Genomic DNA, 13,011 nt, shown 5'->3' on the forward strand with positions numbered 1-13,011 from the left:
ATTCATGAAACTAACTCAAATGGCTTATTGTAATAATTTAGAAACCATTTGTGGAGTTTGGTTTGCTTGAGAAAGCATGCTGATACCAGCTTCGTTCAAGATTTTGAACTTAGTCATTTCAGACATTTCTTTCGCCATGTCAGCGTCTTCGATTTGAGAAGCAGCTGAAGCCATGCTAGATGCTTGGCTTTTCAGGTTGTTTACATTAAAGTCAAGTCGGTTTAATGTAGCACCTAGAGTTGCGCGGTTAGATGCGATTGTTTCTAGTGCAGCATCGATAGATTTGATTGAACTAGAAGCATTTGGCAACTCTTTTGTAATATCACCTGGTGTAGGTGCAGTATAAGCAGTTCCGACTGCTTGAGCAAGTGCCAGGGTTTTAGTAGTAGCGCCATCGTACGCTTTTATTGCATTTTCAATACCTGTAATTTGAGTGTCACTCATTAAGTTTTTATCAACCTTTTCGAATGCTGCTTTAAACTCGTCAACTGCTGTTGTAAGGGCCGCTGGAGCTGGTGTACCAGTTAACGCAGCTAATTTACCTTGAGCACTAGTTAAAGCAGCAATGTTTGTATCTTTCGCAATGTCTGCTGCTGTAATTGCGATTGTTTGATTGCCCTTACCTTCAATTGATAATTTATCAATTTTTAATGAACTTGTAGAAGTATTGGCTAAATCAATATTAATTTGTTTGCTTGTATCAGCGTTATCTAGAGTTTGAATAGCAATAGATTTGTTATCGCCATTTAATAATTTCTTATCGTTAAACTCTGTGTTTTTAGAAATGTAATCGATTTGTTCTTTTAATGCAGAAAATTCTTTATCTAATGCTTTTTGGTTGTCACCAGTGTTCGTACCGTTCGCAGATTGGTTAGCGATGTCACGCATACGAAGTAAGATGTTAGATACAGAGTTTAAAGCTGAGTCAGCTGTACGGATTAATGACATACCGTCTTGTGTGTTGTTAGCTGCAACACCTAAACCATTTTCACGTGCACGCATACGAGTTGCGATTGCAAGACCTGCTGCATCGTCAGAAGCGTTGTTGATACGTTTACCGCTTGATAAACGGTCCATAGCGTTGCTCATTTTTGCTTGGTTTTGGCGCATGTACTCTTGCGTACGCATGCTATTAATGTTTGTATTAATTCTCATGTTAAGAACCCCCATTTTTTTATATTGACTTTTCTGCAAATCGAAAAACGGTAATATGCGAAAAAATCGATTTCGAGATTTATTGTAAGCCTTGCTATAACGGGTGTCAACTAAAAATTCGAATTAATAAATATAAAAAAATAACAGTTTAACAATATATTCATTTTTTTATTAAAATAATATTAAAAGGATTATTGCAAACTTTTTAAAAAAACTCTAATATTAGATTATCTTTGTTTACCGAAAAGGTGATATTATGGTAGTTGGAAATATAGTAAAAGAAGTTCTTGCATATAAAAAAGGACAATTGCAACAAAAGTTAAGTAGTCCGCAGGCGTTCGTTAGTAGCCGTTTTCAAGATCAATTGCAGAGTGAACCTGCGAAGGAGACGAAGGTTACTCCGCAAACGGCAAAAGTAGAAGATATGAGTCAGCCGGTACAATCTACGAAAATAGAAACGGTTGTTAATAAACCAGAAGAATCTATTAATAAAGTAGAGGAAGCGAGTAAGCCTGAGGAGAAAGCTGAAACGAAGCAAGTAGATGAAGTGCAAGTTGCACAAAAAGAGTTTGAGCGACGTTTCTCAGAAACGAAAAATGAGGCTGCTGATACGTGGGGATTAACGAATAAATATAATATTCAGAAAATACGTTCTTCAAATGAAGGTAAGTATGAGGATATTATTGATCGCGTAAGTAATACATATGGAATTCCGAAAACGTTAATTCAAAAAATGATTGAAGTAGAGTCTAATTTTAATCCGAAAACGGTGTCACATGCAGGGGCGATGGGGCTGATGCAGCTTATGCCAGCGAATGTGAAAGAGATGGGTGTAAAAAATCCATTTTCACCAGCTGAAAGTATTGAGGGCGGTGTGAAAGAGTTAAGCGGTTATTTAAAAAAAAATAACGGTGATCTCGTATTGGCACTTGCTTCTTATAATGCTGGTCCTGGTAATGTGAGAAAGTACGGAGGCGTACCACCATTTAAAGAAACGCAAGGATATATTAAAAAAATATTAAATATCGACGTTTCAAAATAAGAAATTTCATATATAGAGAGAACATGAAATTTTCGTGAACATGATATGGGAGTTGGCTAGATTTGAAATTACAAGATGATATTCCGTTAACAATTTATTTTGAAATCGGAAATACGAAAAAGAAAATTGAAGATCTGCTTCATATTACGAAAGGTACTTTGTATCGTCTTGAAAATTCAGCGAAAAATACGGTGCGTCTTATGCTTGAGAATGAAGAGATTGGAACCGGAAAGATTTTGACGAAGAATGGGAAAATGTACGTTGAAATCGTTGAATTGAAAAGGTAGGGAAGGGGATTGTCATGAGTGGCGAAAAATTAAGCCAAGAGCAAATTGATGCCCTGCTGAAGGCGGTAAATGAAGGCGAGGAAATGCCAGCTTTCGCACAAGAAGCAGGGAAGCAAGATAAATTTCAAGAGTATGATTTTAATAGACCAGAGAAGTTTGGTGTTGAACATTTACGTAGTTTGCAGGCGATTGCGTCTACATTTGGAAAGCAGACGTCACAGACGTTGTCAGCTCGTATGCGTATTCCAATTGAACTAGAGCCTTCAACGGTTGAGCAAGTTCCATTTACGAGTGAGTATGTAGAGAAAATGCCGAAAGATTATTATTTATATTGCGTGATAGATCTAGGTTTACCAGAGCTTGGAGAAATTGTTATTGAGATTGATTTAGCGTTCGTTATATATATTCATGAATGTTGGCTTGGCGGAGATAGTAAGCGTAACTTTACGATGCGTAGACCGTTAACGGCGTTTGAATTTTTAACGCTTGATAATATATTCTTGCTTCTTTGTAAAAATTTAGAGCAATCATTTGAAAGCGTTGTTGCGATTGAACCGAAGTTTGTAACGACGGAGACAGATCCGAATGCGCTGAAGATTACGACGGCGAGCGATATTATTTCATTATTGAACGTAAATATGAAAACAGAGTTTTGGAATACGACAGTTCGTATTGGTATTCCGTTCTTATCTGTTGAAGAAATTATGGATAAGTTAACGTCTGAAAATATTGTCGAACATTCTTCGGATAAGCGTAAAAAGTATACGTCTGAAGTAGAAGTGAAAGTAAATCAAGTGTACAAGCCTGTTCACGTTGCGGTTGGTGAGCAGAAGATGACAATGGGCGAGATTGAGCAAATTGAAGAAGGCGATATTATTCCGCTTCATACGAAAGTAACAGACCAACTACGTGGTTATGTAGATGGAAAGCATAAATTTAATTGTTTTATCGGGAAAGATGGAACGCGTAAGGCGCTTCTATTTAAAAGTTTTATAGAGTAGGAGGATCCATATGAAGCATGAAGTATCTCCTGTGTCATTAATGGGATTAGAAGAATTTGCAGGGAAGCGAAATGAAGCTGGGAAGGCACATATTGATACCGTTTCAGACATTTCGATTGAACTTGGAGTAAAGCTTGGGAAGTCATCTATTACGCTTGGTGATGTGAAGCAGTTAAAAGTTGGCGATGTTCTTGAAGTAGAGAAAAATTTAGGACATAAAGTAGATGTATATTTAAGTGATATGAAAGTCGGTATTGGTGAGGCAATCGTAATGGACGAGAAGTTTGGCATTATTATTTCTGAAATTGAAGCTGATAAGAAACATGCAGCGCTTATGAAGGCACAAAATCAAATGCAGGATAAAGAGTAGAGGAGGAGTCATATGTCGTATATGACGACCTTATTTCAAGTCGTTTTACTGTTTGGTGCGCTAGGCTATGGTGCATATTATATGACGAAAAAGACGCGCAAACAGCAGTTTTTTAAGCAAGGTGAAAATGGACACATTCAAGTGAAAGACGGTGTTTATTTAAATCATCAAACGAGCGCCTTTTTATTTGAAGTGGACGGAAAGCAAGTGTTCACTGTTATTAGTAATAACTGTGTACAATCTGTGCAGTTAACAGGAACAGGAAATCAGTTTCAACAAGCGTTAGAAGACGCGGTGAAGAGTGAAACGAAAAAAGTAGAGGATCCATCATGAGAATAAAGAAACAGTTATCGTTATTTGCCGTTATTTTCGCATTTTCTATTATTTTTTCATTTGTTTTTGTAAATCCAGCGTATGCAGCCCCGAACGGCTTTATTAATTTCGAAAATGGAAAAGAGTTTACGAGTAATTCAAGTGTACAACTATTCGCGCTCGTTACCCTTCTATCATTATCTTCTTCTATCGTTCTTTTATTTACGCATTTTACTTATTTTATGATTGTTCTTGGGATTACTCGTCAAGGGCTTGGGGTTATGAATTTACCACCGAACCAAGTGCTTGTTGGACTCGCATTATTTTTATCGCTGTTTACAATGCAGCCAGTACTTGGTCAATTAAAGAGTGATGTGTGGGACCCGATGACGAAAGAAAAAATAACAGTAAGTCAAGCTGCGGAGACGACAGCTCCGATTATGAAAGATTATATGTCGAAGCATACGTATAAGCATGATTTGAAAATGATGCTTAAAGTGCGTGGAGAAGAGTTGCCGAAAGATTTAAAGGATCTTTCATTGTTTACGCTTGTGCCATCCTTTACGTTAACGCAAATTCAAAAAGGGTTACTTACAGGGATGTTCATTTATTTAGCGTTTGTCTTTATTGATTTAATTATTAGTACACTTTTAATGTACCTTGGGATGATGATGGTACCGCCGATGATTTTAAGTTTACCATTTAAAATACTCGTTTTCGTATATTTAGGTGGATATACAAAAATCGTCGATATTATGTTTAAGACGGTCGCCTGAAGCGTTTGATGCTATGTGATAGGAGTCATATAAATGAATACGTCACCAATTATAGATATTTTCCAAACCTTTTTTTATAAAGGGGTTATGATTTTAATGCCGATTGCCGTTGTAAGTATGATTGTCGTTATTATTATCGCGGTTATTATGGCGATGATGCAAATTCAAGAGCAAACGCTGACGTTTTTACCGAAAATGGCGAGTATTGTGCTCGTTATTATCATTTTAGGTCCGTGGATGTTTCAAGAGTTAACGATGCTTATTTTAGATTTATTTGATAAAATCCCATCGCTATTGCGTTCGTACTAAGATAGGTGAACTGAAATGAATATGGAATTATGGGCGGCGACGTTTTTTGCGTTTTGTCGCATTACTTCATTTTTATATTTTCTACCGTTTTTCTCAGGTCGATCAATTCCGGCGATGGCAAAGGTTACATTTGGACTCGCTCTTTCGATTACAGTGGCAGATCAAGTGGATGTCTCTCATATAAAGACAGTTTGGGATGTAGCAGCTTATGCAGGAACGCAAATTGTAATTGGGTTATCACTTTCAAAAATTGTAGAGATGCTGTGGAACATTCCGAAAATGGCAGGGCATATTTTAGACTTTGATATCGGTTTATCACAGGCGAGTTTATTTGATGTAAATGCAGGGTCACAGTCCACTTTGCTATCAACAATTTTTGATATATTTTTTCTTATTATTTTTATTTCACTTGGCGGCATTAACTATTTCGTTGCCACGATTTTAAAGTCGTTTCAATATACAGAGGCGATTTCAAAATTGTTGACGACTAGTTTTTTAGATAGTCTACTCGCAACGTTATTATTTGCAATTACATCAGCGGTTGAAATTGCTTTGCCACTTATGGGCAGTCTATTCATTATTAATTTCGTCCTTATTTTAATTGCAAAAAATGCACCGCAATTAAACGTTTTTATGAATGCGTACGTAATTAAAATAACGTGTGGTATTTTGTTTATTGCGATGAGTGTACCGATGCTCGGTTATGTGTTTAAAAATATGACAGACGTATTACTAGAAGAGTATACGAAACTATTTAACTTTTTCTTAACGAAGTAGGGGGACGCGCATGGCAAAGGATAATAAAACAGAAAAGGCCACCCCGCAGAAGCGTAAAAAATCGCGTGAAGAAGGGAATATCGCCCGGAGTAAAGATTTAAATAATTTATTTTCCATTCTTGTATTAGCAGTTGTCGTTTACTTTTTCGGAGATTGGCTCGGCTATGAGATTGCACATTCCGTAGCGGTACTGTTTGATCAAATTGGAAAAAATACAGATTCGACCGAGTATTTTTATTTAATGGGTATATTACTTCTGAAAGTATCGGCTCCTATATTAATACTTGTATATGCTTTTCATTTGTTCAATTATATGATTCAAGTTGGTTTCTTATTTTCTTCTAAAGTACTTAAGCCGAAAGCATCACGTATTAATCCGAAAAACTATTTTACGAGATTGTTTAGTCGTAAAAGTTTAGTAGATATTTTGAAATCACTGTTTTATATGGGATTAATCGGTTACGTTTCGTACGTTCTCTTTAAAAAGAATTTAGAGAAGATTGTTAGTATGATTGGATTTAACTGGACAGCGTCACTTACTGAAATTATTAGCCAAATTAAATTTATCTTTCTAGCCATTTTAATTATTTTAATCATTCTTTCTATTATTGATTTCATTTATCAAAAATGGGAGTACGAACAAGATATTAAGATGAAAAAAGAAGAAGTGAAACAAGAGCATAAAGATAATGAAGGGGACCCGCAAGTAAAGGGGAAACGAAAAAACTTTATGCATGCCATCTTGCAAGGGACAATTGCGAAGAAGATGGATGGTGCAACGTTTATTGTGAATAACCCAACGCATATTTCGGTTGTACTTCGTTACAATAAACAAGTTGATGCAGCGCCTATTGTCGTTGCAAAAGGGGAAGATGAGCTCGCATTATATATACGAACGCTTGCCCGTGAACAAGAAATACCAATGGTGGAAAACCGTCCGCTTGCTCGTTCTTTATATTATCAAGTTGAGGAAGACGAGACGATTCCAGAAGATTTATACGTAGCTGTAATTGAAGTTATGCGCTATTTAATTCAAACGAAAGAACTTGAAGTATAATAGCGCGTTTGGAGGGGATCTCTTTGTTTAAGATGGATTCTGCAAGAACCTATTTTTCTATCTTTTTAGCAGCGTCATTCGTTGTGGCGCTCTTAATTCCACTTCCACCATTTATACTTGATATCGTTATCGTTTTTCTACTAAGTATGTCAGTGCTTATTTATATGCGAGCTACAAGTATTAACGAGTGGGATGAATTAAAGTCATTTCCGACGATGTTGTTATTAATCGGGATTTTCCGCGTATCGATTAACGTTTCGACGACGCGAGCGATTTTAACAGACGGAAATGCGGGTCATGTTATTGAAGAGTTCGGCCAGTTCGTAATTGGCGGAAACTTATTAATTGGTATCGTTATTTTTATAGTATTAATCATATTCCAGTTTATCGTTGCAAACGGTGCGTCTCGTACAGCTGAAGTAGCAGCTCGTTTTACACTTGATTCTTTACCAGGGAAACAAATGTCTATCGATGCTGACTTGAATCAGCGTCTTATTACAGAAAAAGATGCACAGGCAAAACGAAAAAAATTAAATATGGAAACAGAGTTTTACGGAGCGATGGATGGTGCCGGAAAGTTCATTAAAGGGGACGTTATTTTCGGGATTGTCATTTTATTCGTAAACATTATTTTCGGCTTAATTGTTGGTATGATGCAGCAAGGAATGAGCTTTGCAGATGCGGCTATTCACTATACACAGTTAACTGTCGGTGACGGAATTGTAAACCAAATCGGTTCGTTAATGCTTGCGATTTCAACAGGTATTATCGTAACGCGTGTATTTGACGGTTCAGCAGATACAGTAACTGAAGGAATCTTTAAAGAGTTATTAGCGCATGAAGTTGTTGTATATGCACTCGGTGGTTTATTTATCGCAATGGGTGTTTTTACACCGCTACCATTTTTACCATTTGCTCTCGTTGGAGGCACGATTATTTTCTTAGGAGTTCGTAATAAAAAGCGAATAAAGAAAGAAAAAGAAGACGAGCTTCAAAAAGAATTAGAAATGATTCAAGGCGATGAAGAGCAACTGCAACAAGTGGAAGATTCATTCGGCGTCTTTACAGATAAATATCCAATTATCGTAGAGCTCGGTTTAGATTTAGCGGCACTTGTAAAGCAGAAGATTAACGGGGAAACAGCTCGTGATAAAGTTGTTCTTATGAGGAAGTCGATTATTACTGACCTTGGTATTAACGTTCCTGGAATTAACTTTAAAGATAATACGAGCTTTAGACCGCGCGGACGTTACATTATTCGTATTAAAGGTGCGAAGGCGGCTGAAGGTGTTTTAAAATCAGGTTATTTATTAGCACTGAAAACACCGAATGTAATGGCTGATTTAGATGCAGAGCCGGCGAAAGATCCAATTTTTGGTGAAGATGGATATTGGATTTTGGAGCATATGGTACAAGATGCACAAATGAAAGGCTATCAAGTGTTAGAGCCGCTCAGCATATTAATTACGCATTTAGATGTTGTCGTTAGACGTAACCTTCATGAGTTAATTCAGCGTCAACATGTAAAAGACTTGATTCACTCGCTTGAAACAGATAATGGCGTTTTATTAGAAGAAATTAAAAAGAAAGAAATCGATTTATCACTCGTTCAAAATGTTATTAAACAATTGCTAAAAGAAGGAATTTCAATCCGTGATTTACCAACAATTATTGAAGGTATTATTGACGGGAAAGAAATTTATCAAAACCATGTTGATGGTGTAACGGCGTTTGTTCGTGAATGTATTTCAAAAGTTATTTGTGAGAGTGCGAAAAATCCTGATGGGAAAATTTATGCAGCACTCTTCGCTGATTCGCTTGAGTTAGATGCAGATGTTGTTAATAATTCATACCAAGGTTATTTATTAAACTGGGATTTAGATTTAGAAACGCGTGTAGTAGAGCAAGTACAGCGCGTTTTCAAACAAGCGCGTTTAATGGGAAGAGAGCCAGTATTATTAACACGCAGAAAAGATTTCAGATTTGCGATTGTGAGACTTCTTGAACGTTATCAAATAGAAGCTAAAGTATTATGTATTAGTGAATTGGCACCAGAAATTGTTGTAGATCAAATTGCTTATATTGAATAGTAGGGGGTGAAGTAATGGAAAGTACAGAAAAAAAAGAAGCATTAATGCGAATAAAAGCAGCTTCGAAAAATGAATTGTATCGAAAATTATTTGACCAATATGGTACAGATTATTACTACGTTGTCGATGAAAGTGTAAAACGAAATATCCCGTTTTTTTGGAAAAAGAATTATGAAATGTTAGTCGCTTTTCCTGAAGATAAACAGGCTGAAAATAGCGAAGGAACAACTCAATTTCATGAACAATTAATGGATGTTGTAGGTGAACCTTCAGAAGAAATTGTGAAGGTGAATGGAATTCAATCGGTCTTGCACAATTTAGAAAACGTAACGACTTCTATGTCATACGCAGCGATGCAAACAGGGAATAGTGAAGAATGGGCAAGAAAAAAAGAGAAGCTATTACAACTGTTTGAAAAAGGTATTGTCGTTGTGAAACGTACGGAGGAGACGAAAGTAGCTAAAAAACAGCCTGTTGTGAAACAAGCTATTTCTGTAAAGAAAGAAGAAGTAGTTATAAAAAAAGAAAAACAGGAATCTGTGCCATTTATTATTCAAAAAGTAATTCGGATGTTAGAACAAAACGATGTGGAACAATATTTCATTCATGCATATGCTGAAAAATTAAAAGTGAAGTTTGAGAATGCAACGATGATTACAGAAGAGGAAGTCATCGGATACATATTGGAAGATATGAGATCTCATTTCAATACTGAAAACGTATTTGAAAAAGAAGTACAAACGATTGCATTAATAGGTCCAACTGGTGTTGGAAAAACGACGACACTTGCGAAAATGGCATGGCAGTTTCATGCTAAGAGAAAAACAGTTGGTTTTATTACGACGGACCACTCTCGCATTGGAACAGTGCAGCAATTACAAGATTACGTAAAAACAATTGGGTCAGAAGTAATAGCTGTGCGAGATGAAGCAGCTATGACAAGGGCGCTCACTTATTTTAAAGAAGAAGCACGCGTCGATTATATATTAATAGATACAGCAGGGAAGAATTATCGTACGTCAGAAACGGTTGAAGAAATGATTGAAACGATGGGACAAGTAGAGCCAGATTATATTTGTTTAACGTTATCAGCTTCTATGAAAAGTAAAGACATGATTGAAATCATTACGAACTTTAAAGATATTCATATTGATGGTATCGTGTTTACGAAATTTGATGAAACAGCGAGCAGCGGTGAATTGTTGAAAATTCCAGCTGTATCATCAGCTCCAATTGTATTAATGACAGACGGACAAGACGTGAAGCAACATATACATATCGCTACAGCTGAACATTTAGCAAAACAAATGTTACAAACATCGTAAGAAAAGAGGTGAAGAATAAGGCACTTGCCTTATTCAAACGAGTATGAACGGTCTTTATATAGGTTCTATGGGTATGATGAATTACATGCAGCATATTAATGTTCATTCGAATAACGTCGCAAATGCCCAAACGACAGGATTTAAAGCAGAAAACATGACGTCTAAAGTATTTGATGTGCAAGACACATATCGCCGCGGAGACGGATCGGCGACAAATATCGGCTCGGTCGATTACGCTGTCGTACCAGCTGCGACGCATGTGAACTTAGTACAAGGAAATGTACAAATGACAAATAGTGCTACAGATTTCTTTTTAGACGACGGTGCGGCTGGCACATCATCATTTTTCGTTACATCTAAAAATGATGAAACATTTTTAACGAGAGACGGTAGCTTTACATTAAATAGTGATCGTTATTTACAAACAGCATCTGGTGCTTTCGTAATGGGTGAGAATAATGAACGTATTCGTATTCCAGAAGGAGCAAAGGTAGCTGTACAAGCAGACGGTACATTATACGATGAAGTAACACAAAATAATATTGCCCGTCTGCAAACGAAAACAGTAGACGTAGAAACGAACGCTCGCCTCGTACAACGTGAAAATAAAAGTTTTACACTAGCAGAAGGAAACGTTGCTGATTTACCGAATGGAACAGGGGCAGTACGTAATCATATGCTAGAAAATTCAAATGTGGATATGACGAAAGAAATGGCTGACCTTATGACGAATCAAAAAATGATTCAAGCATCGCAGCGCATCATGACTTCGTTTGATAAAATTTATGAAAAAGAAGCGAATGAAATATTGAGATAAAGGACTTCCAATTAGTGGTGGTCTTTTTTTTATCCCGCAAAAGCTCGATTGATGAAGGCTAATAATCAGAGGATGGGAGCTCCTCCTCTGATTAAAGTTTCACTTTATTGTTGCTTTTATTATAGTTACATCATAAAATGATAATGATTATCAATATCATTTTATCTTTAATAAGAATAGAAGCTGTGAGGGTCGTATCATTTGTTTAACTAGGTAAATTAAAAATAAGGGGAAGGTGTGTACATATGTCTACAAAAAAACAGCTTTGCATTGGACTATGTTTGATTTCTAGAAAGAAAGAACAAGAGAGTATGTTTAATTCAGGGATAGATGAACAAGTAGAGTTAGCAAAACAAGCAGAAAAATCGAAGTTAGATTTTGTTTTTAAAGCTGACTATTTAGTAGCGCATCCCGATTTAATTGCTCGTAATAAGGGGAATGTAATTTTAGATCCGACACTATTGTTTACTGCTATCGCTTATGCAACAGAAAAGATTGGAGTCGTTACGACCGCTTCAACATCATTTTATCCACCATATATACTAGCGAGGCAACTACAATCTTTAAATTGGATTAGTAACGGCCGAGTAGGATGGAACATTGTCACATCAATTGATGGTGCTGAAAACTTTGGTGAGGCAGGGATGCCACCATCTGAGGAACGATACGCGAAAGCGGCAGAATGTACAGAGTTAGTAAGAAAACTTTGGAGGAGTCATCCTTATGAAGTTTTGAAAGAAGACAACGCAGATGTAATTAGAGAGATGGTACAGCCAATTGAGCATCGTGGTGAGCATTTTGAGGTGAAAGGTCCACTTAATATCCCGCAACATATTTCTGGGGAAATGCCTTTATTTCAAGCGGGTGCTTCAGAGTCTGGCCGGAATTTCGCTGCTTCTGTTGCGGATGCGATTTTTGCCGCAATGCCAGATGTAGAATCAGGAATCGAACTTCGTCAAGATTTAAGAAGAAGAGCAGAAAAGCATGGCCGAAAGCAAGATGATATACGTGTATTGCCAGGTTTATATTTCTTTATTGGTGATTCATATGAAGAAGCACTAGAAATGCACAGGCAAGCTCATCAACACCTTACAAAAGAGAAGAGGTACGCTTTACTCGAAATGGTTCTTGGATTAGACGTTAGAGGGCTTCCATTAGAAAGTAAGGTTACTGAACATATGCTACCAAGTAGAAATCAAGCTGTACGTAGTAAAACGCATGCCGAATTATTACGGAATTTCATCATAAAAAATGAACCAACTGTTGAGCAAATACTAGAACGACCAGAAGTTGTTGGTTCTGCTCATTGGGTCGCTATTGGCACACCACAAGATATTTGTAAGCAAATTATGGAAAGATTTGAAGCAGGGGCACTAGATGGATTTATTGCAATTCCAGGCGGTCCTCCAAAATCATTGGATTTATTCTTTAGTGAAGTCATTCCTTTATTCGTGAGAGCAGGTGTATTTAGAGAAGAGTATACAGGTTCAACCTTACGTGAGCATTTGGAGGGTAATATATCAAATGCTCTACAGTTGAAATAATTCCTTATGCACAAAAAGCCTTTCAAAAGAAGGCTTTTTATTTCGAATAAAAATTCGGAATTATCAGTTGACTTGTAGAGGCTTCTTTTTTATATTAGTAGGTATAGCAATAACTACTAATGGAAAGTGAAATCGTAGTTTTGAAATTA

The 13,011-nt window shown here is 36.6% G+C and carries 14 protein-coding genes; 13 read left to right on the plus strand and 1 reads right to left on the minus strand.

The window, feature by feature from the left end:
- Nucleotides 1-24: 24 nt before the first annotated feature.
- Nucleotides 25-1,155, minus strand: a complete 1,131-nt coding sequence (locus tag MKX37_RS08330; RefSeq protein WP_078421934.1) for a flagellin N-terminal helical domain-containing protein — start codon at nt 1,153-1,155, stop codon at nt 25-27.
- 256 nt (nt 1,156-1,411) lie between these two features.
- On the opposite strand from MKX37_RS08330, the gene MKX37_RS08335 reads away from it, so the two are divergent.
- The 13 genes from MKX37_RS08335 (at nt 1,412) to MKX37_RS08395 (ending at nt 12,862) form a co-directional block, all read left to right on the plus strand.
- Nucleotides 1,412-2,197, plus strand: a complete 786-nt coding sequence (locus MKX37_RS08335) for a lytic transglycosylase domain-containing protein (RefSeq protein ID WP_078421933.1) — start codon at nt 1,412-1,414, stop codon at nt 2,195-2,197.
- Between the two features lie 62 nt (nt 2,198-2,259).
- On the plus strand, nt 2,260-2,484 hold the full coding sequence (locus MKX37_RS08340; protein WP_002011999.1) for a flagellar motor switch protein FliN: 225 nt from the start codon (nt 2,260-2,262) through the stop codon (nt 2,482-2,484).
- A 14-nt stretch (nt 2,485-2,498) separates the two neighbouring features.
- The gene (fliM, locus tag MKX37_RS08345; protein WP_063217893.1) at nt 2,499-3,485 is read left to right on the plus strand and encodes a flagellar motor switch protein FliM; all 987 of its coding nucleotides are present in this window, start codon (nt 2,499-2,501) and stop codon (nt 3,483-3,485) included.
- Between the two features lie 10 nt (nt 3,486-3,495).
- Nucleotides 3,496-3,855: a flagellar motor switch protein FliN gene (gene fliN, locus MKX37_RS08350; RefSeq protein ID WP_002011996.1), complete on the plus strand. Its 360-nt coding sequence runs from the start codon at nt 3,496-3,498 to the stop codon at nt 3,853-3,855.
- A gap of 12 nt (nt 3,856-3,867) precedes the next feature.
- Entirely contained in the window at nt 3,868-4,188 is a 321-nt protein-coding gene (locus MKX37_RS08355) for a flagellar motor switch protein FliN (protein WP_078421931.1), read from the plus strand.
- The gene (locus tag MKX37_RS08360) at nt 4,185-4,943 is read left to right on the plus strand and encodes a flagellar type III secretion system pore protein FliP (protein ID WP_002126633.1); all 759 of its coding nucleotides are present in this window, start codon (nt 4,185-4,187) and stop codon (nt 4,941-4,943) included. Before MKX37_RS08355 ends, MKX37_RS08360 begins: the two co-directional genes overlap by 4 nt.
- Nucleotides 4,944-4,976: 33 nt before the next feature.
- Nucleotides 4,977-5,252, plus strand: a complete 276-nt coding sequence (locus MKX37_RS08365; protein ID WP_002011993.1) for a flagellar biosynthetic protein FliQ — start codon at nt 4,977-4,979, stop codon at nt 5,250-5,252.
- A 15-nt stretch (nt 5,253-5,267) separates the two neighbouring features.
- Nucleotides 5,268-6,029, plus strand: coding sequence for a flagellar biosynthetic protein FliR (locus tag MKX37_RS08370; protein WP_001055697.1), 762 nt, complete (start codon nt 5,268-5,270; stop codon nt 6,027-6,029).
- A 10-nt stretch (nt 6,030-6,039) separates the two neighbouring features.
- Nucleotides 6,040-7,086: a flagellar type III secretion system protein FlhB gene (gene flhB, locus MKX37_RS08375; RefSeq protein WP_002011992.1), complete on the plus strand. Its 1,047-nt coding sequence runs from the start codon at nt 6,040-6,042 to the stop codon at nt 7,084-7,086.
- Between the two features lie 23 nt (nt 7,087-7,109).
- Nucleotides 7,110-9,176, plus strand: coding sequence for a flagellar biosynthesis protein FlhA (flhA, locus tag MKX37_RS08380; RefSeq protein ID WP_002086444.1), 2,067 nt, complete (start codon nt 7,110-7,112; stop codon nt 9,174-9,176).
- A 14-nt stretch (nt 9,177-9,190) separates the two neighbouring features.
- Nucleotides 9,191-10,501, plus strand: coding sequence for a flagellar biosynthesis protein FlhF (flhF, locus tag MKX37_RS08385; RefSeq protein WP_078421930.1), 1,311 nt, complete (start codon nt 9,191-9,193; stop codon nt 10,499-10,501).
- Nucleotides 10,502-10,544: 43 nt separating this feature from the next.
- Complete coding sequence (locus tag MKX37_RS08390) at nt 10,545-11,318, plus strand: flagellar basal-body rod protein FlgG (RefSeq protein ID WP_012260686.1); 774 nt, start codon at nt 10,545-10,547, stop codon at nt 11,316-11,318.
- A gap of 245 nt (nt 11,319-11,563) precedes the next feature.
- On the plus strand, nt 11,564-12,862 hold the full coding sequence (locus tag MKX37_RS08395; RefSeq protein ID WP_078421928.1) for an NtaA/DmoA family FMN-dependent monooxygenase: 1,299 nt from the start codon (nt 11,564-11,566) through the stop codon (nt 12,860-12,862).
- The last annotated feature ends 149 nt before the right edge of the window (nt 12,863-13,011 follow it).

The organism is Bacillus sp. FSL R5-0709, from assembly GCF_038004785.1.
Lineage (GTDB): Bacteria > Bacillota > Bacilli > Bacillales > Bacillaceae_G > Bacillus_A > Bacillus_A mycoides.